We start from the raw sequence: 18,851 nt of genomic DNA on the forward strand, positions 1-18,851 counted from the left end.
CAGCCCGGGCCCCAGTGACATGCCCCGGAAATCCCAACCCCCATAACCTTATTGACAGGTTATTCGGCCGGTGCTTGGCTGGGCATGCTCGGACTAACCAGTTAAAGATCGGATAGCGGTTATGGAGCAGGCGAGCGAGCGGCCGGTGGCGTCCCTGCTGTCGGTGAACGTCGGCATGCCCAAGAACGTGCCGTGGCAGGGCCGGACGGTCTACACCGGCGTGTGGAAGCAGCCGGTGAACGGCCCGGCGATGGTCCGCCGCCTGAACGTGGACGGCGACGGCCAGGGCGACACCAACGGCCACGGCGGCGAGCAGCGGGCCGTGCTCGTCTACCAGATCCAGTCCTACCGGCACTGGGAAGAGCACTTCGGGCGCGACGACTTCACCTACGGCCAGTTCGGCGAGAACCTCACGGTCGACGGCATGCCCGACGACGAGGTCTGCATCGGCGACCGGTACCGGATCGGCGAGGCCGAGTTCGAGGTCACCCAGCCAAGGGTCACGTGTTACCGGGTGGGGATCCGCATGGGCGAGCCGGAACTGCCCGCTCTGCTGGTCGCCCATCACCGGCCCGGCTTCTACATGCGCGTCATCCGCGAAGGGCACGTCCAGGCCGGTGACCAGATCGTCAAGACCAGAACCGGGCCGGGTGCGCTGTCGGTGGCCGACACCGACGCGCTCCTCTACCTGCCCGGCCGCGACCAGGCCAAGCTGCGCGCGGCCACGCAGATCCCAGCGTTGAGCCCAGGCTGGCAACAGTCGTTCCACGAACTGCTGCACGACGGCGCGGCCGAGGAAACCCCGGCCTGGCCAGGGTTCCGCGAACTACGTGTCACGAACGTGGTCCCCGAGAGCACAACGGTCTCCTCCATCCACCTGTCCTCCGCGGACGGCACGCCACTCCCGGCCGCCCAGGCAGGCCAGTACCTCACCCTGCGCATCCCCGGCGATCCCGCTCCAGTACGCAGCTACTCCCTCTCCTCGACACCCGGCGATGGCTATCGCATCAGCGTCAAGCGCGAACCGCACGGCATGGCCAGCGGCTACCTGACGACGAAGCTGGCCCCCGGGTCGCTCATAGACGTCGCCGCACCTCGCGGCGAATTCGTTCTCGACGAGGGCACCGACCCCGTACTCCTCATCTCCGCCGGCATCGGCGTGACACCCGTTCTGGCCATGCTGCACGCCCTGGCCACCCGGCAAAGCGACCGCGAGATCTGGTGGATCCACGGCGCCCGAGGCCCGCAAGAGCACCCGCTGGCCGCCGAGGCACACGCCCTGCTCGCCACCCTGCCGAACACCCACGAGCACGTCTTCTACAGCACGAAGGACGGGCGCCTCACCAAGAACAAGCTCACCGCGCTGTCCCTCCCCTCCGGCGCCACCGCCTACATCTGCGGCCCGGAGTCGTTCATGGCCGACATGACCGAAGCCCTCAAAACGCTAGGCATCGACCAGACCCGCATACGCACCGAGCTGTTCGGAGCTCTGGACTCCATCAATCCCGGGGTGACGAACCACCCGAGCAAGGCTCCCCATCAACCACCCGGCCCACCTGGCACCGGCCCCCTGGTGACCTTCGCCCGTAGCGGCATCTCCACCCGCTTCACACAGGGCAACCTGCTCGACCTGGCCGATGCCTGCGACGTGCCCACGCGCTGGAGCTGCCGTACGGGCGTCTGCCACACCTGCGTCACTCCCCTGCTGTCCGGCGAGGTCACCTATTCCCCGGCCCCTCTGGAGGCCCCCGCCGAAGGTCAGGCGCTCATCTGCTGCGCCCACCCCAGCACCGACGTCGTCCTGGACATGTGAGAGCCCTATCGGGCCTAGCGGGTGGCCTCGCGCGTGCGCTCGTAGTGCCGCCGGGCCTTCATGCGGTTGCCGCACCTCGCCATCGAGCACCACCGCGCGGTGTTCGGCTTGCTGTGGTCAATGAGAAACAGTCGACAGTCCGGGTTAGCGCAAGGACGCAGCCTCCCAGGACTGGACTCATACAGAGCACCCCAGGCAAGCACCGCTCTCGCCGCGGCCCCACACCCCTCCGGAACGTCCAGACTCCACGAGATGCCGTCGTCCACCCCCGCAGGCCGATACGCCACCCCGGCAAGAAACGGCGCCAAGGAACCCGCGCTCTGCTCACCCCGCACCACGTCCTGCAGCACCGAACGCACCTCGCGCAGCGTCTCCCACTCCTCCACCGACGCCCGCTGCCCGTGATCGGCAAGCCACCGCCGCCCCGCCTCGCCGTCACCGATCAGGTCACGCCGATTCCCGTCCATCACAGGAGTGGTGTTCAGCAGATCCAGCAACAACCCCTCGTCCGCCGACGCCTCAAAGCCCATACCTAACCCCCAAAGTTCTGTTGACAGGTTAACGCGGGCGCAGAAGCGGTCACGGGCGTTCACTCTTGCGTGGGCCATCCTGCGGGATCATGGCCGGACGGGGGCGTAGGTCAGGAGGGTTCAGGTGCAGGTCACGATCGGTCCGGTGCTGGCGCTGGTGCTGCTGGCGTTGACGGCGGCCGCGGCGCTGCTCGTGCGGTGGGGCGGGCTCGACCTGGACCGTGAGATCTGGGTGGCGGCGGTACGCGCGGTCGTACAGCTCGCCGTGGTCTCGCTTCTCATCGCGGCCGTGCTCCGCAACGCCGGGTGGACCGCGGCGTTCATCAGCGGCATGGTGCTCGTGGCCGCCTACACGGCCGGGCGCCGGGTCACCGGGGCCACGACGTGGTGGATGATCGTGCCGATCCTCGCGGGCGTGGCGCCGGTGGTGACGTTGCTGCTGCTCAGCGGGCTGGTGCCGCTGAAGCCGGTGGCGGTGCTTCCGATCGCCGGGATCCTGATCGGCGGCGCGATGACCGCGTGCTCGCTCACGGGACAGCACGCCCTGGAGGCGCTTCGCACCCGGCACGGCGAGTACGAGGGCGCGCTCGCGATCGGGCTGCTCCCCCGCGACGCCGCGTTGGAGATCTGCCGCCCGGCGGCCAGGCTCGCCCTCATCCCCGTGCTCGACCAGACCCGGACCGTCGGGCTGGTCACGCTGCCCGGCGCGTTCGTCGGCGTCCTGCTCGGCGGCGCCGACCCCATCCAGGCGGGCGCGACTCAGGTGCTCGTGCTGATCGGCCTGCTGGCCGTCGAGTCCACGGCCGCGCTCCTCACGCTGGAGATCACGGTGCGAGGGCGGATTCAGAGGCGTCCGGTGCCGAGGAGCGCCAGGAGGAAGACTGCCAGGCCCAGGCGGTAGACGATGAACAGCCCGAACGTGTGCCGGGCGACGTAGCGCAGCAGCCAGGCGACGGAGGCGTAGCCGACGACGAACGACACCGTCGTGCCGATGATCAGCGGCACGACGTCCACGCTCGATCCGACCACGTCCTTGAGCTCGTACAGGCCCGCCCCGGTCAGCGCGGGGATGGACAGGAAGAACGACAGGCGCGTCGCCGCGACCCGGTCCAGACCGCGCAGCAACCCGACCGACAGCGTCGCGCCCGAACGGGAGAACCCCGGGAACAGCAGCGCCAGAATCTGCGAGGAGCCGATCACCATGCAGTCGGTGAACCCGACGTCCTGCTCGCCGCGTTTGAGCAGCGCGCGCCGTTCGGCGAACCACATCACCGCACTCCCGGCGATCAGTGACGCCGCCACGACCTCCAGGGACGCCAGCGGACCGTCGATGAGGGGCTTGGCCGCCACCCCGACGATCACGAGCGGAACGGTCGCGGCGACGATCCACCACGCGAACCTGAAGTCGAACGAGTCGCGCCTGTCCCGGTCGACCAGGCCGCCGACCCCGGCACCGGCGAGCCGGACGATGTCGCGGAAGAAGTAGACCAGGACGGACGCGATCGCGCCGGTCTGGATGACGGCGGTGAACGCCACGACCGCCTTGTCCTCGACCGGGATGTTCATCAGGCCTTCGACGATCTTGAGATGGCCGGTCGAGGACACCGGCAGGAATTCGGTCAGTCCCTCGACGATCCCGAGAACGACCGCCTGCCCGGCATTGATCACGCTCACCCGCTGAACCCCCTGGTCGATGCCGCCCCGCGCGGCAGGGAGCGTCACGGTAACCGCCGGAAGGTTAGAGCCAGGTCAACGCGGTCGCGCCGGACGCAAGCGCGCTGACCAGGACCGATCGGCGGAAATCGGAGTTAGCCTGGCGCTTACCTTGCGCTGGCTACGGTGAGCGGTCTTCGTTGAACGGACGGACATATGACCGTTGCTCCGCTCTTGAGCGTCGTCGTGCCCTTCTACGGGGTCGAGGACTATCTGCAGGCCTGCCTGGAGTCGCTGCGCCGGCAGACCCTGAAAGACCTCGAAGTGATCATGGTGGACGACGGGTCGCCCGACGGGAGCGCGGCGATCGCCAAGGCGTTCGCCGGACGCGACGGGCGGTTCCATCTCGTTCAGCAGGACAACCAGGGCCTCGGCCCGGCCCGTAACACCGGCGCCGGGCACGCCACGGGCAGGTACCTGGCCTTCATGGACAGCGACGACGTCGTGCCCCGGTACGCCTACGAGCTGATGGTGGGGTCCCTGGAGGAGACCGGGTCCGACATCGCGTGCGGCGGCGTCCGCAGATTCACGGTCAGCGGGCTCAAGGGCTCGGGCATGCACAGCGAGATCTTCAAGACCGCGGCCAAGCGCACCCACATCTCGCGCCGCACGAACCTGCTCGGCGACCGCACCGCCTGGAACAAGGTCTTCCGCAAGTCGTTCTGGGACGCGAACGACTTCGTCTTCCCGCCGGGCCTGTACGAGGACGCGCCGGTGACGCTGCCCGCGCATTTCCTGGCCGGGTCCGTGGACGTGCTGAGCGACGCCGTCTACTACTGGCGTGAACGCGAGGGCGAGTCGCTGTCGATCACGCAGCGCCGTACCGAGCCCGGCAACATCGAGGACCGGGTGTCGTCCATCCTGGCCGTCGCCTCCTTCCTGCACGGACGGGCGCCGCGCCTGTGGCAGGAGTTCCTCACCTCCGCCCTCAACGCCGAGATCCCGCTCTACATCGACGTCGCGGGCGAGGGCGACGACGAGTACCGGGACCGGCTGCGGGCGCAGGTCATCTCGGTCATCACCACCGCGGACGCGTCCATGGTGACGAAGCTGACCGCACTCAAGCGGCTCAAGTACCACCTGCTCGTCGAGGGGATGTTCGGCGAGCTGGCCGAGGTGCTGACGTTCCAGCAGGGCGAGATCCGCACGACGGACCTCGTCCAGCGCGGCGGCCGCTGGCTCGCCGAGTACCCCTACCTCGGCGACCGGGCGCGCCGCATCCCGCAGGACCTGTACGACGTCACCGACGAGCTCCACCTGCTCGGGCGGGCGGACCGGGCGACGTGGCACGACGGCAGGCTCCAGATCGAGGGCCACGCGTACATCAGCCGGGTGCCGCTCGCAGAGGAGGGCGACGGCGAGATCCGCGTCTGGCTGCAGGACGTGAAGCGCGGCACCCGGATCGAGCTCGACGCCCGGCGGACCTACCGGCCGGACGTGTCGGCGAACGCGCGGCGGGCGGCGGCCGACTACGACTGGGCGGGCTTCACCGCAGAGGTGGAGGCGAACGCGCTGAAGCCGATCCGGGCGCTCGGGCTGAAGATGTGGTGGCCGTCCACGTGGGAGCTGCACGCGGAGGTCACCATGCGCAGCGGGCTGCGGCGCACCGGCGTCCTCGCCGGGCCGCGCCGCTCGGACGCCCAGTGGGCGGCCGCCCACGACGTGACGAAGGATCTGTGGGTCAGGCCGGTGGGCACGCCGGACGACCGCTACGTGCTCCAGGTGAAGCGCAGCACGTGCCAGGTCACCCGGGCCGGGGCCGAGGGCGTGTCGCTGCTGGTGGAGGGCTGGGCCAAGGGCGCGCGGCGCAGCGCGGACGTGACCCTGGTGCTGGAACGCAAGCAGGGCATGACCGCGATCCAGCTGCCCGTGCACGTGAACGAGCCGGGCACGTTCACCGCCCGCATCCCCGGCGACGTCCTGGTCTCCCAGGCGCAGCAGGCCGCGGCCGTGGACGGCGAGGGTGAAGCCGAAGCCGAGCGTGTCAACCCGGCGGAGGGCCTGGACTACGACGTCTCCCTGCGCGTCGGCGAGGGCCAGAAGCCGGTCCGGCTGAGCGTCCGGGACGACGTCGAGGCGCGGGTCGCCATAGGGCCCGACGAGGTCGTCATCACGCGCACCAAGTACGGCAATCTGCGCCTCGTCGAACGGCCGCGCAGGCCCGTGGTGACCGCCGCCGCGTGGAGCGAGGACGGGCGGCTGGCGCTGTCCGGCGAGATGCCCGGCGACGACCGGCCCGATCATCTCGTTCTGCGGCTGCGCAACAGCGGCGACCGCCACACCGTTCCGCTGGCGTGGACCGGGGCGCGTTTCATCGCGGGCCTCACGCCCGGCTCGATGCACCGGTTCGGCGAGGAGTTGCCGCTGGCGAGTGGCAACTGGGACGTGTACGCACCCATGCCCGCGGGCGAGATGGCGGTGGTGGTGTCGCGCGCCACCTCCGGTGACCTGCCCGGCCCGCACGTCGCGGGCGGCCGGAAGGTCGAGCTGACCCTCTATCAGGGCGAGGCGCTGCGCTTTGTGGTGCAGCCGGCGCTGGAGGACGAGGAACGCGGCCTTTATGGGCAGAAGCGCCTGCGCCTCAATGTCTACCCCACGCTGCTCAAGGCTCCGCTACGCGAGCTGGCGGTTTTCGAGAGTTTCCGGGGTCGTCAGTACAGCGACAGCCCGCGCTACATCTTCGAGGAGATGCAGCGGCGCCGCCCCGACCTGGACTACGTGTGGGTCACGCTCGACGACCAGTTCCGGGTGCCCGAAGGCGTGCGGAAGGTGGTGCATGGGAGCCGCGCCCATTTCCAGGCCCTGGCCCAGGCCCGGTACCTGGTGGGGAACGATCCGATGCCCGAGTGGCTGGAAAAGCGCGACGGCCAGTTCTACCTCCAGACGTGGCACGGGACCCCTCTGAAGCGCATCGGCCACGACATCGAGCACCCGCTGTTCCGTAACGCGCGCGACTACCTGAGGCGCTTCGATTCCGATGTCGCCCAATGGGATGCCCTGGTGTCCCCCAACCCGTTCAGCACGCCCATCCTGAGGCGCGCCTTCCGCTTCGACGGCGAGGTCCTGGAGTCGGGCTATCCGCGCAATGACCTGCTGGCGCGGCCGGACACCGAGGGCAGGGGCGCACGCGTGCGCGCCACGCTGGGCATCCCGGAGGGCAAGCGGGTCGTGCTGTACGCGCCGACCTGGCGGGACGACCAGGCGCGCGCGGGCGGCTACAGGATGGATCTGCGCATCGATCTGGACGCGGCACGGCGCGCGCTCGGCGACGACCACGTTCTCCTCGTCCGCGGGCACTTCAACGTCGGTGAGGGGGTTCCGGGGGTGGACGGGCGGTTCACCTTCGACGTGAGCCGCTATCCCGACATCGCCGAGCTCTACCTGATCGCCGACGTCCTGGTCACCGACTACTCGTCGGTGATGTTCGACTTCGCCGTCACCGGCCGGCCGCAGCTGTTCTTCGCCTACGACTACGAGCGCTACCGCGACGAGTTGCGCGGCTTCTACTTCGACTTCGAGGCCGAGGCGCCGGGACCGCTCTGCCGGACGTCCGCCGACCTCATCGAGGCCCTCCACGCCGCCCCCGCGACCCGCGAGGACCACGCCGCCCGCTACGCCGCGTTCCGGGAGAAGTACTGCGCCTGGGACGACGGCTCCGCGTCCGCCCGAGCAGTGGACCGCCTGCTCACCTGAACGTCGCGAACAATCCCCTGAGGACTTCCAGTGGCATCCCCCGTACCTCCGCCCTCGGCCGATCCCTCACTCAGCATCGTCATCCCCGTTCACAAGGTGCAGGGCTACCTGCGCCAGTGCCTCGACTCGGTCCTGGACTCCGACCTGCCGGACGTGGAGATCGTCGCGGTGGACGACGCCTCACCCGACGGCTGCGGCGCCATCCTGGACGAGTTCGCCGAACGCGACCCGCGCGTCCACGTCCTGCACCTGGACGAGAACGTCGGGCTCGGCGAGGCGCGCAACATCGGCCTCGGCCTGGCGACGGGCGAGTACGTGTGGTTCTTCGACAGCGACGACTATGCCGCCGAGGGCGCCGTCCGGGCCGTTCACGACCGCCTCAGCCAGACGCGTCCGGACGTGCTGGTGCTGGGCCACGTTCGCGAGCAATGGGACGGCGGCCGGACGCCCACGCCGCAGCAACGCTTCGAGGGCGCGCCGGACGTCTTCACCTGCGCGGAGCGGCCCAGCGTGCTGGGATTGCTGATGACCACCTGGAACAAGGTGATCCGCCGCGAGTACCTGCTCGGTCTCGGGCTGCGGTTCAGCCGGGGCTACTACGAGGACGTCCACCTCACCTTCCCGGCGCTGATGGAGGCCGGGCGGCTGAGCCTGCTCCAGCGGGTGTGCTACGTGTACCGGCAGCGGCGCGGCGGGGCCATCACCACGAGCGCGAGCCGCCGCCACTTCGACGCGTTCCCGCAGTACGAGCGGCTCTTCGCCTTCATGGACGAGCACGACGAGACCGACCCGTTCCGGTCGGTGATGTTCGACCGCGTCATCGGGCACGCCCTGCTCGTCATGGAACGGGACCGGGTGCTCCCCGAGGACCGCGCCGAGTTCTTCGGCCGGCTAAGCGCTCTCTACAAGCGGCATCGCCCCGCCGATCACCGCCCACCGCCCGGCCGCCTGATGAAGATCAAGCACAGGCTTCTCGCGAACGACGCCTACCGCCGCTACCGCTTCGTCCTCTTCCTAGCAAGCGCGCGGCGCTGGGCCCTGGCGCGACTGGGATCCGCCAAGCGTCTCGCACGACGCGGACTGAGATATGGCAGGCGCCGGGCCTTCCGTCTCTACTACCGCGCCCAGCTGCTCGCCCCCATCGACGAGCACCTCGCCGTGTACGGCGCGTACTGGTTCCGCGGCGTCGCCTGCAACCCCAAAGCCATCTACGACAAAGCCCACGACATCGCCCCCGACATCCACGGCGTCTGGGTCCTCACCCGCGACAACGCGAACTCCGTCCCCGACGGCATCGACTACGTCATCCAAGGCACCCTCGCCTACCAACGCCTGATGGCCCGCGCCAAGTACTTCGTCAACAACGTCAACTTCCCCAACAACCTCATCAAACGCCCCGGCCAAATCCACCTCATGACCCAGCACGGCACCCCACTCAAAAAGATGGGCCTGGACCAGCTGGACTTCCCCGTCGGCGCCCAGGAAATGGACTTCCACAAACTCATCACCCGCTCCGACCGCTGGGACTACCTCATCTCCTCCAACCCCCTGTCCACCCAAGCCTGGGAACGCGGCTACCCCTGCCACTACCAAATGCTGGAAATCGGCTACCCCCGCAACGACCGCCTCGTCCACACCACCCCCGAAGAACGCCACACACTGCGCGAACAACTCGGCATCCCCCAAGACAAGACCGCGATCCTCTACGCCCCCACCCACCGCGAATACCGCGACACCTACCAACCCATGTTCGACATCGGCCGCTTCACCCGCGAACTCGGCGACCACTACGTCCTCCTCATACGCGCCCACTACTTCTACACACCCGAAAAACAGGACTGGGACCCCCAACACGTCATCGACGTCTCCGACCACCCCAGCGTCGAAGACCTGTGCATCGCCTCCGACGCCCTCCTCACCGACTACTCCTCGGTCATGTTCGACTACGCCCTCCTGGACGGCAGACCCATCGTGATCCTGGCCAACGACTGGGACACCTACCGGCTCACCCGCGGCGTCAACCTCGACATCACCGCCCACCCACCCGGCATCCTCACCCGCACCGAAGACGAACTGCTCGACGCGTTCCGCCACCGCACGCCCTGGGCCGACACCACCGCCAAGGCCCGCGACGCCTTCCGCACCCGCCACTGCCCCTGGGACGACGGCCACGCCGCCGAACGCGCCGTCCGCCGCGTACTCCACGAGAGCAGGCGCTCATCGTCCATCCGCAGGCGACGACCCGAGGCGGGCGCTCACGCCAGGGTGCGCCTCAGTTCGCCTGGTTGGTGGGGCGGACGAGGATCTCGTTGAGCGCCATCCGCCGGGGCCTGCTGACCATGTAGCCGATGAGGTCGCCGATGTCCTCCGACAGCAGCCGTTCGACGTCGGCGAACCGCGCCCGCGTACTGTCGCGCATCTCCGGCCGCATGTGGGAGGTGAGCTCGGTCGCGACCGCGCCCGGCTCGACCACCGAGACCCGCACGTGGCGGCTCGCCAGCTCCTGCCGGAGCGACTCGCTGAACGCCGTCACGCCGAACTTGGTCAGGTTGTAGACGCCCGAGCCCGCCCGCGCGACGCGACCGGCGACCGAGCTGATGTTGATCAGATCGGCGACCTGGCGCGGGCCGGACTCGGCCGCCGTGAGCAGATGCGGCAGCGCCGCGTGGGTGACGTGCAGCAGCCCCTTGACGTTGATGTCGACCATGCGTTCCCACTCTTCGAGCGGAGCGCCGACCGCGGGGCCGAGCAGCATCACCCCGGCGTTGTTGACGACGGTGTCCAGGCGGCCCAGCTCGTTCACCGTCTCGGCCACGGCCGCCTCGGCGGCGGCCTGGTCGGTGACGTCGGCGTTGATCACCAGCGTCCGGCCGCCGAGCTCGGCCGCCAGCGCGTCCAGCCGGTCCTTGCGCCGGGCGACCAGTGCGATCGTCGCGCCCCGGCCCGCCAGGTCCCGCGCGGTCGCCTCGCCGATGCCGCTGCTCGCCCCGGTCACCAGCGCCACTGTGTCGTTCAGTCGATCAGCCATGCTCCCGGTCCTTCCCCGTTCGGCCCGATCTGACGACCGTTGCCTCATGACGGATCAGGAGGTTCGCCACCTGTAATGAAACCCCGTGCAGCCGCAGGGTTGGCCGTGCTCTGACTTGATGATCTCGCCGTCGAACCAGGTCGTGGTGTCGGTGTAGAACGGGGCGACTTCTTGCTGGCATCCGAGCTTGCCGTCCACATGACTTGCCTGGGCGTGACCGCAGGTGAGGCATTCTCGCTTGTGCCATGCCTCGGGCAGGGGCTTGCTGCGCCCGCCGTACAACAGCCAGAGGATCGGCAGCGCGATCACGCCGGTGATCCCGAGAGCGGGCCAGGGATTGGGAAGGAAGATTCCGGCCACGATCAGGACCACGGAAGCGAGCAAGGCCAGGCAGCTCACCGCGACGAAGGCCAGCATGAGGACGTAGAGGACCCGGCCCAGCACCTCGTCGGCCTTACGCAGCCGGCTCATGAGGGCTCGATGCCGTCGTAGCGAGGACAGCCGCAGGCAGTGCCGCTGGTGGTCTGGGTGATGTCGGCCTCCCAGCCGACCGTGGTCTCGGTCGTGTACGGCGGGCCCTCGACCGTGCACGTTCCCATGCCGCGCTGGTGGGCCGTCCAGTTGTGACGGCAACGCCGGCATGTGTAGGACGTCGTCACGAGGTCCAGGTCGATCGGCTTCGGAGGCGCCGATGCCCTGGCGGCCCTTGCCCTGGAACGGGCGCGCCGGGCCCTGACCGTCAACAGCACACCGGCCAGGGCCAGGACCGCCACCAGGACATAGGGCCATGTCATCAACCCCAAGATAGGCGGCGATCAGCGGCGTTCGGGGGCCGCCCCTGAGTGTTCACCCGCAGGTCACCGAGCGGCGGCGGCGCGATCCCTTGAAAGTGCGGCTCAGTTGACGACGGCCCAGATCTGGGCCAGGTTCAGCCGGTCGCCCGACGAGGTGCAGGTGAAGACCTTGACGAGGTTGCTGAAGGTGTCCAGGCAGTTCTGGAACTGGAGCCCCGACTGCAGGGTGTTGCCCCCGCCGCCCAGGCCGAACGTTCCGCTGGCGATCCACTGCTGTGCCAGGTTGTTCCCGTCGCAGGGGTGCATGACCACCGCGGCGCCGAACGCGCCGGACTCCGCGGTGACGCACCGGCCGGTGTGCGGGTTGCGCAGCAGCCAGACGCGGGAGCGCACCTGGATGGGATCCCAGAGCTGGTTCTCCGAGGCCTTGCAGGTGAAGCGCTGCAGCGGGGCGCCGTCGTTGGGGCTGTCGCCGACGATGTCCAGGCACTTGCCCTGTTCGGCCTCCTTGATGTGCAGCTCTGAGGCGTGGGCGGTCCCCGGCAACAGCCAGGCCATGGCCACCATCGCCACGGTGCTCAGCGTGCCGGCGGCTCGGAGACGACCCATCATGACGTTCTCCCTCCACGGGACGAGGTTCTGTCACCTTGGAGGCGTTCCATTTCGTTCCACCGCAGGCAGACGACCTGGCCGGGCTTCCTGGCCGGGCTTCCTGGCCGGGCTTCCTGGCCGGGCTTCCTGGCCGGGCAGCCTGCCTGCGGCGGAACGGGCAGCGGTCAGTTGGGGAGCGCCCAGGCCTGGTTGGACTGGTGGGTGCCGCAGGTCCAGGTGTCGATCTTGGTGAGGTCGGCCGTTCCGCCGCCGTAGACGTCGAGGCACAGTCCTGACGCGGTGCTGGTGACGGTGCCGTCGGGGCGTGCGGACCAGCGCTGGGTCGTGGCTCCTGTGCAGGAGGACAGGACGGCGGCGCTCCCGGCGGTCGTGCCGCTGGCGGTGAGGCACTTGCCGAGTGAACGGTAGGTGCCGTCGGAGCCGAGGGTCCAGCGCTGGTTGGTGTTGCCGGTGCAGCCATAGAGGATGACCGGCGTGCCGTCGGTGGTGCCGCTGTTGGTGATGTCCAGGCACTTGGCTCCGTCGCCGGTGACCTGGCCGGTCGGGACCGTGGTGCAGGTGGAGGACGGGGTGAGGCGCCAGATCGCGGTGCCGTGCGAGGGGACGCCGGCCGTGAGGGAGGTGACTCCGGACGTCGTGGAGCCCGTCCAGAGGTCCTTGGCCGCGGCGGTGCAGCCGTTCAGGCCGATGGTCGACAGCGGGGTCGTGATCGTCTGCGTTGAGGCGGTGCGGTTGAGGACGGCGACGGCCCGGTCTCCGTTGGCCAGCGGCCGGGCGAGGACGTCCGTGCTGCCGTTCGAGGACACGACGCCCGCCTGGCGGCCGGCGGAGTCCTGGTCGACCGCGATGAGGTTGGTGTTGCCGAGTGCCGCAAGGCCCGCGGAGCTGAGCGAGTTGACCTTCGACGACAGGATCATCGGGGCGGCCTGCATGGCCCAGATCGCCACCTGGCTGCGCGACTCGTCCGCGGTCAGGCCGGGATCGCCCGCGATGAGGAAGTCGGGGTCGTTCCAGTTGCCGGGCTTGGCGTAGCGGCCGATCCAGCGGTTGTAGCCGTAGTTGCCCAGCACGCTCCCCCACCGCGACGCGTTCGGGTTGGAGGCGTTGTAGGTCGCGATGTCGTAGCCCTCACGCCAGAGCTGGCCGTCACCACCGACCCATCCGAGGACGCTGAACCACGCCGGGTTGCCCCACTCGCCGCTCTGGAAGTACGCCGGGGCCGACTCGGAGAAGACGATGGAACGGCCCGAGCCCGCGAGCGCGGCGGCCTGGGCGTCGTAGGCGGTCTTGTACGCCTGTTCCTTGGTCTGACCTGATGGGACGTAGACGTTGCAGCCGTCGAGCTTGAGGTAGTCCACGCCCCAGGAGGCGAACGTCGCGGCGTCGTGCGCGAAGTGGTCGGCGCCGCCGCCGTTCGGCTTGCCGCTGCCGGGATAGCCGGCGCAGGTCGCCCAGCCCGCGTCCTCGTAGATGCCGAACTTCAGGCCCTTGCTGTGCAGGTACGAGCCGAGCCAGGCCATCCCGTGCGGGAACTTGGTCGAGTCCGCGACGAGGTCCCCGTTGGCGCTCCGCGAACGGGCCATCCAGCAGTCGTCGACGGTGACGTAGGTGTAGCCCTTGGCCGCCAGGCCCGTGCTGACGAGCGCGTCGGCGTTCTCGAGGACGACCGACTCGTTGATGTCGCACTCGTAGTGGGCCCAGTTGTTCCAGCCCATCGGCGGTGTCGGTGCCAGCAGCGCTACGGCCGCCTTCGTGCGCGGCGTGGCATGGGCGGACGCCGCCGTGGCATGGGCGGGCGGGACCGCGGCATGAACGGGCGGGACCGCGGCATGGGCGGGCGGGGCCGTGGCGTGGGCGGGCGGGGCCGTGATGAACGGGATGGTCAGAGCGATGGCGGCGGTCAGCGCGGCCAGGACTCGGGAGCGTAGCGGGGTGCGGGGCACGGCGACTCCTTCTGGAGCGGCGGTGGGGATCAGACGGGGTTGAGGGTCCAGCGCTGCAACGCCGAACCGGTGTCGGTGGCCTGGGTGACCTTGGCGCCGTCGGCGGTGGACGCCGTGGTCAGGGACAGCCCGCTCGACTTGGACGCGATCTTGGTGAGGCCGTTCGCCGTGGTCAGCGTCCAGTGCTGGTTGTCGTTGCCGGTGCAGGTCCACTGGATGACGGCCGCGCCCGGGGCGGTCGAGCCGCCGTTCACGTCCAGGCACAGGCCCGACAGGGCGTTGACCAGCGTGCGCGTGCCGTCGGCGTTCGGGGTGAGCCGCCACTGCTGGTTCGGGCCGCCGTGAACGGTCCAGGTGACCAGCTGCGTGCCGGGGCTGGTCGAGCTCGCCGGGTCGTCCAGCGCCTTGCCGCCCGTCACCACGGTCGCGGTGGTGGCGGCCGCGCCGTACACCTCGAACTCCCAGAGCGAGTAGCCGTAGCTCGTGCCGCGCTGGGTGCCGTACATGCGGATGTAGCGGCCGCTGCCCTTCACGGCGAGGTCGTCCACGCCGCCGTCACCCGTCGTGGTCGTGTAGACGTTCGTCCAGGTGGTGCCGTCGGGCGACACCTGGATCTGGTACGCCTTGCCGTACGCCGCCTCCCATCGCAGCACGACGCGTTCGATGGGCACGGCGGAACCCAGGTCCACCTGGATCCAGCTCGGGTCGGCATAGGCCGACGACCAGCGCGTGGTGGCGTCGCCGTCGACCGCGGCCGTTGCGGGGAAGTTCGGCGTCTCGGTGGACGACACCTTCACCGGCTTGCCCTGGGCCAGGTTGCCGGGCGATCCGGTGGTCGGCCAGCCGGGCGCGTGGCCGACTGCGTCCACGATCGGGGTGAACGCCGCGTACGTGCTGACCGGCTTGGGCGATCCCCAGGTCTGCTGGGCCAGCACGCGCAGCGAGTACTTGATGCCGCCCGCGATCTGGTCCTCGGTCTCGGCGTTGGGGTTGTCGCACCACACGTGCAGCAGGCTGCCGAGGTTCTTGGCGGCGTTGTCGATGGTGTTGTCGCCCTGGAAGAGGTCGGGCGTCCAGGTCTCGTACACCCACTGGTTGTTGGGCTTGGCCCCGCCCAGCACGTAGTACGTCGGGTCCCACGAGTCGTTGGCGATGGTGTGGCCGCGCCCCAGCAGCTGCTGCGGAGTGAGGCCGTAGTTGTACCAGTACTCCACGATGATGTTGGAGGCCGGGTTGATCGTGCCGTCGCCGGACTTGATGCCGTCGTTCCACATGCGCATCGTCTTGCCGCCCGCGCGCACGATGCCGTTCGCCCAGTTGATGAACCCGTAGTACGAGTCCTTGGCCGTGGCGTTCGCGCCGTAGTGGGCACGCGCGTACGTCAGCAGTTGCGGATAGCTGCCGTAGTCGCTCACGTACTCGTCGGCACCCAGGTGCCAGTACGGGCCGGGGAAGAGCGGCAGGTACTCCTTGATGAGGTCGCTGATGAGCGTGTAGGACGCGTCCTTGCTCAGGTCGATGAAGTCGTCACGTGCCTGACCCGAGCTGTTCTTCAGCTTCAGCTCCGGATGCGCGGCCAGGATCGTGTTCATGTGTCCGGGCACGTCGATCTCGGGAATGATCGCCACGTGGTACTTGGCGCCCAGTGCGACCAGGTCCTTGATGTCCTGCTTGCTGTAGTGGTCGGGCGAGACGATCTCGGGGTGCGATGAACTCTCCAGCCTGAACCCGAAAGTGTCGGACAGGTGGAAGTGGTAGGTGTTCATCTTCAGGTAGGCGAGTTCCTTGATATGGCGCTTCACCCAGTCGACCGTGAAGAACTTGCGGCCCATGTCCGTCATCAGCCCGCGTTCGGGTTTGCTGGGCCAGTCGCGGGCGGTGCCCGCGGGGACGGTCGCGGCCTGGTGCAGCAACTGCAGCACGGTCCGCGTGCCGTAGAACGCGCCGGTGTCGTCCTTGCCGGTGATGGTGATGGCGTTGCCGACGGTCATGGCGTAGCCCGCGGCGGGAACCGAGGCGCCCAGGGTCAGGTAGATGTCACCCGAGGCGGGCGTCCCCTGCGCCGTGGCGACGGTCCGGCCGGACTGGACGGACAGGTCGCCGGCGAAGGTCTGCGCCTCGTCGGTCAGCTGCCCGGCGTACGCGGGGTCGACGACGACCCGGCTGGTCGTGGTGAACGAGTAGGTGCCGCTGCCCGCCGTCCATTCCCTCAACGCGGGCACGGTCTGCGGCGCCGCGGCGACCGCGCGGGAGGGAAGGGCTGTGGCGGTGGCGGCTCGGGGGGTGGCGGTGGCGGCTCGGGAGGCGGAGGTGGCGGCTTGGGAGGTGGCGGGAGCGACGGCGGTCACGAAGCCCGCCGTGACGACGCATGTCAGTACATGAAGGAAGCTGCGCACAAACGGGATGTTACGAACAGCTTCTTGCAGCATCAACGCGGATCCCGGCTGTCACGAAGGCCTCATGTGGCCAACCATGTCCGATTCGAGTAACCCTTGACCCCCGCCTCACAGGCGTCCATAGTCATGGCACCTCCATGCCTCCTCATGCTTGAAAACTCACCCAAACCTGCAAGTCTGCTCATTTCCCCTGCTCCGCCACCTTTTTCTGTTTCTGACAGAACCTCGTGTGGCGGATCGGCGTTCTTGGTTTGTCAGATCGCCGATACGGAAGGGGAACCAGATGAGGGTCATCGGCTTCAAGACGAGCAAGAGGGCACGCGCGGGGGTCATCATCGGAGTCACGGCGGCCGGCCTGGGCGCCGCGGCGGTGGCCTCCGCCTCCACGTCCGCCCCGTTCTCCACCGCGACGACGCCCCGGTGCCACACCGGCGGCCTGTCGCTGTCACTGCTGCCGGAGACAGCCCACCGGCACCACGGCGGCGGCATGAACCACCAGGGCGCCACGGTCGCGCTGAAGAACGTCGGCAAGCACGCCTGCCACGTGAACGGCTACCCCGGTGCCGCGATGAGGACCGCGAAGGGCTCGATCATCGCTCCCGCGCGGGTGGTCCGGGGCCGTACCTACTACGCCGCCGATCCGAAGCCGCACACGTTCGTGCTGGCTCCGGGCAAGAGCGCCTACGCCGAGCTCGGCTGGACGTCGGCGGACGGCACGCGTCCCACGGCCGAGGCGGCCTCGATCATCGTCACTCCGCCCAACGAGCGCACGTACCGTACGACCGGGCTGCGCACCGTCCTGGGCGGGGACCGTACGATCACGGCGACCGCACTGTCGGCCGCCCCCGCGCACCTGCCCTCCTGACCCAGGCCGGAGCACGGCGCGAGTTTCACCGGAAGGGATCTGGTTGGCGGAGACCGCGGACACGGCGGACGAGGAATTCACCACGTTCGTAGAGGGGGCCTCGCGCTCCCTGCTTCACGCTGCCGACCTGCTCACCGGTGACCGCGCACGCGCCGAGGACCTGGTCCAGAACGCGCTGGCGCGGACCTACTCGCACTGGGCGAAGGTGCGCCGTGGCAATCCCGAGGGTTACGTACGCCGGGCCATGTTGAACAACTACCTGGACTGGTGGCGGCGAGTGCGGTGGCGAGAGCTGCCGTTCACCGCCAACGTGACTCCCCCGCCCTCGGACGACCACGCGACCGACCTGGCCCGCCGTGACGCCGTGCAACGCGCGCTGGCCGTCCTGACCCGCCGCGAACGAGCGGTGGTGGTCCTGCGCTACTGGTTCGATCTCAGCGAGGTCCAGATCGCCGAGGAGCTCGGCATCGCACCCGGAACGGTGAAGAGCACCGCGCACCGGGCCCTGCAGCGGCTGCGCCAGTCGCGGCACCTGCTACCGATGGACTCTTGGACAGAGGACGGGGGACGCCATGCGTGACAGCCACGACGGGCCGGATCCCCGCATGGACCTGGGCTACAACGATCCGCCTCCCCCATCGGACCTGGCCGCCAAGGCCCGCCGCAAGGGCACCGCCATGCGCAGGCGCCGCCGCGTCGCGGCCGGTGCCGGCGGAGCGCTGATCGTGGCGGCGGTCGCCTGGGGCGTCTCCGGAACGCTGCCGGATCGCGAGCCCGCCGTACGCCCCACCGGCGAACGCCCCACGCCCACCGGCCGGCCGGTGCCGACGACGAGCGGCCCGACCGGGTCTCTCTCGTCCTCCCCCACCACATCCTCGGACAAGACCTCAAGCCCGAGCTCGACCCCGACCACCAGCGCTCCGGCCACCACCACGTGCACCTTCACCGACCTGAAGGTGAGCCTCGGCTCCTCCCAAGGCGGCGCGGGCCACACCGACGTGGAACTCCTCTTCACCAACACCGGCTCGCGCCCATGCACGCTCCGGGGCACGCCAGGCGTCTCGTTCCTGGACGCGTCCGGAACGCATGTCGGCCCCTCAGCGGCCCGCGACCTCACCGCCAACCCCCTGGTCACGGTGACGCTGGCAGCGGGCTCCCACGTTTACAGCGTCCTGCACACGACCAATACCGGCGTCTATGGAGACCCGGGCTCTCCGCCCTGCAGTTCCCAGCAGGCGACCCATCTCCGCGTCTATCCGCCGGGCCTGCGCGAGTCCGCCCAACTCCCCTATCAAGGGGACGTCTGCACCACCGACACAGGCCGTTCCGAGGTCCGTCCCGTGGCCAAGGGCCGCATGCCCTGACCCTCACCCACATGGCCCTACCGCGAAGCGAAATGAAGCCGCCGCGGAACTACCAAAAGATTCATATATGCGGAAAACGCTTCGGCTAGAGTCCCCCTCG

The 18,851-nt window shown here is 69.3% G+C and carries 15 protein-coding genes; 7 read left to right on the top strand and 8 right to left on the bottom strand.

The genetic code is table 11. The features are described 5' to 3' along the window. Positions 1-121 precede the first annotated feature (121 nt). Positions 122-1,813, top strand: a complete 1,692-nt coding sequence (locus J4573_RS35310) for an MOSC and FAD-binding oxidoreductase domain-containing protein (RefSeq protein WP_208260409.1) — start codon at positions 122-124, stop codon at positions 1,811-1,813. Between the two features lie 14 nt (positions 1,814-1,827). On the opposite strand, the gene J4573_RS35315 is transcribed toward J4573_RS35310, so the two are convergent. Further along, entirely contained in the window at positions 1,828-2,406 is a 579-nt protein-coding gene (locus tag J4573_RS35315; RefSeq protein WP_307797152.1) for a CGNR zinc finger domain-containing protein, read from the bottom strand. Positions 2,407-2,467: 61 nt separating this feature from the next. On the opposite strand from J4573_RS35315, the gene J4573_RS35320 reads away from it, so the two are divergent. Then, positions 2,468-3,244 (top strand): ABC transporter permease, encoded by a 777-nt coding sequence (locus tag J4573_RS35320; RefSeq protein WP_208260411.1) that lies wholly within the window; start codon positions 2,468-2,470, stop codon positions 3,242-3,244. Here the strand turns inward: J4573_RS35320 and J4573_RS35325 are convergent. After that, positions 3,187-4,065: an undecaprenyl-diphosphate phosphatase gene (locus J4573_RS35325; protein WP_307797153.1), complete on the bottom strand. Its 879-nt coding sequence runs from the start codon at positions 4,063-4,065 to the stop codon at positions 3,187-3,189. The genes J4573_RS35320 and J4573_RS35325 overlap by 58 nt on opposite strands. 147 nt (positions 4,066-4,212) lie before the next feature. Here J4573_RS35325 and J4573_RS35330 point away from each other — a divergent pair, with 147 nt between their 5' ends. Both J4573_RS35330 and J4573_RS56345 read left to right on the top strand, forming a co-directional pair. Beyond that, positions 4,213-7,749 carry a bifunctional glycosyltransferase/CDP-glycerol:glycerophosphate glycerophosphotransferase gene (locus J4573_RS35330; RefSeq protein ID WP_208260413.1) on the top strand — a complete coding sequence of 1,179 codons (3,537 nt, stop codon included), beginning with the start codon at positions 4,213-4,215 and terminating at the stop codon, positions 7,747-7,749. 30 nt (positions 7,750-7,779) lie between these two features. Beyond that, a complete protein-coding gene (locus J4573_RS56345) occupies positions 7,780-10,062 on the top strand; it encodes a bifunctional glycosyltransferase/CDP-glycerol:glycerophosphate glycerophosphotransferase (protein WP_208260414.1) in 2,283 nt (760 codons plus the stop codon). On the opposite strand, the gene J4573_RS35340 is transcribed toward J4573_RS56345, so the two are convergent. The 6 genes from J4573_RS35340 to J4573_RS35365 all read right to left on the bottom strand — a co-directional run bounded on the left by J4573_RS35340 (position 10,022) and on the right by J4573_RS35365 (position 16,522). Next, on the bottom strand, positions 10,022-10,777 hold the full coding sequence (locus J4573_RS35340; protein ID WP_208260416.1) for an SDR family NAD(P)-dependent oxidoreductase: 756 nt from the start codon (positions 10,775-10,777) through the stop codon (positions 10,022-10,024). The genes J4573_RS56345 and J4573_RS35340 overlap by 41 nt on opposite strands. A gap of 54 nt (positions 10,778-10,831) precedes the next feature. Continuing rightward, positions 10,832-11,248, bottom strand: coding sequence for a hypothetical protein (locus J4573_RS35345; RefSeq protein WP_208260417.1), 417 nt, complete (start codon positions 11,246-11,248; stop codon positions 10,832-10,834). After that, positions 11,245-11,571, bottom strand: a complete 327-nt coding sequence (locus tag J4573_RS35350; protein ID WP_208260419.1) for a hypothetical protein — start codon at positions 11,569-11,571, stop codon at positions 11,245-11,247. Before J4573_RS35350 ends, J4573_RS35345 begins: the two co-directional genes overlap by 4 nt. A 102-nt stretch (positions 11,572-11,673) precedes the next feature. After that, positions 11,674-12,183 carry an RICIN domain-containing protein gene (locus J4573_RS35355; protein WP_208260421.1) on the bottom strand — a complete coding sequence of 170 codons (510 nt, stop codon included), beginning with the start codon at positions 12,181-12,183 and terminating at the stop codon, positions 11,674-11,676. Positions 12,184-12,347: 164 nt separating this feature from the next. Then, positions 12,348-14,126 carry a ricin-type beta-trefoil lectin domain protein gene (locus J4573_RS35360; protein WP_208260423.1) on the bottom strand — a complete coding sequence of 593 codons (1,779 nt, stop codon included), beginning with the start codon at positions 14,124-14,126 and terminating at the stop codon, positions 12,348-12,350. 29 nt (positions 14,127-14,155) lie between these two features. Further along, positions 14,156-16,522, bottom strand: coding sequence for a family 20 glycosylhydrolase (locus J4573_RS35365; RefSeq protein ID WP_208260424.1), 2,367 nt, complete (start codon positions 16,520-16,522; stop codon positions 14,156-14,158). A gap of 283 nt (positions 16,523-16,805) precedes the next feature. Between J4573_RS35365 and J4573_RS35370 the strand changes: the two genes are divergently transcribed. The 3 genes from J4573_RS35370 to J4573_RS35380 are packed head-to-tail and all read left to right on the top strand — an operon-like array spanning position 16,806 to position 18,751. After that, positions 16,806-17,387 carry a DUF4232 domain-containing protein gene (locus tag J4573_RS35370; RefSeq protein WP_208260425.1) on the top strand — a complete coding sequence of 194 codons (582 nt, stop codon included), beginning with the start codon at positions 16,806-16,808 and terminating at the stop codon, positions 17,385-17,387. Positions 17,388-17,430: 43 nt separating this feature from the next. Next, positions 17,431-17,967 (top strand): SigE family RNA polymerase sigma factor, encoded by a 537-nt coding sequence (locus J4573_RS35375; RefSeq protein ID WP_208260426.1) that lies wholly within the window; start codon positions 17,431-17,433, stop codon positions 17,965-17,967. Then, complete coding sequence (locus J4573_RS35380; RefSeq protein WP_208260427.1) at positions 17,960-18,751, top strand: DUF4232 domain-containing protein; 792 nt, start codon at positions 17,960-17,962, stop codon at positions 18,749-18,751. Before J4573_RS35375 ends, J4573_RS35380 begins: the two co-directional genes overlap by 8 nt. The last annotated feature ends 100 nt before the right edge of the window (positions 18,752-18,851 follow it).

The sequence above is a fragment of the Actinomadura barringtoniae genome (assembly GCF_017573505.1).
GTDB lineage: Bacteria > Actinomycetota > Actinomycetes > Streptosporangiales > Streptosporangiaceae > Spirillospora > Spirillospora barringtoniae.

Bases quoted from the DNA above. Each gene is read 5' to 3' on its own strand.
- J4573_RS35340 (WP_208260416.1), bottom strand. From the start codon at position 10,777: ATGGCTGATCGACTGAACGACACAGTGGCGCTGGTGACCGGGGCGAGC.
- J4573_RS35330 (WP_208260413.1), top strand. From the start codon at position 4,213: ATGACCGTTGCTCCGCTCTTGAGCGTCGTCGTGCCCTTCTACGGGGTC.
- J4573_RS35370 (WP_208260425.1), top strand. From the start codon at position 16,806: ATGAGGGTCATCGGCTTCAAGACGAGCAAGAGGGCACGCGCGGGGGTC.
- J4573_RS35310 (WP_208260409.1), top strand. From the start codon at position 122: ATGGAGCAGGCGAGCGAGCGGCCGGTGGCGTCCCTGCTGTCGGTGAAC.
- J4573_RS35355 (WP_208260421.1), bottom strand. From the start codon at position 12,183: ATGATGGGTCGTCTCCGAGCCGCCGGCACGCTGAGCACCGTGGCGATG.
- J4573_RS35380 (WP_208260427.1), top strand. From the start codon at position 17,960: ATGCGTGACAGCCACGACGGGCCGGATCCCCGCATGGACCTGGGCTAC.
- J4573_RS35350 (WP_208260419.1), bottom strand. From the start codon at position 11,571: ATGACATGGCCCTATGTCCTGGTGGCGGTCCTGGCCCTGGCCGGTGTG.
- J4573_RS35345 (WP_208260417.1), bottom strand. From the start codon at position 11,248: ATGAGCCGGCTGCGTAAGGCCGACGAGGTGCTGGGCCGGGTCCTCTAC.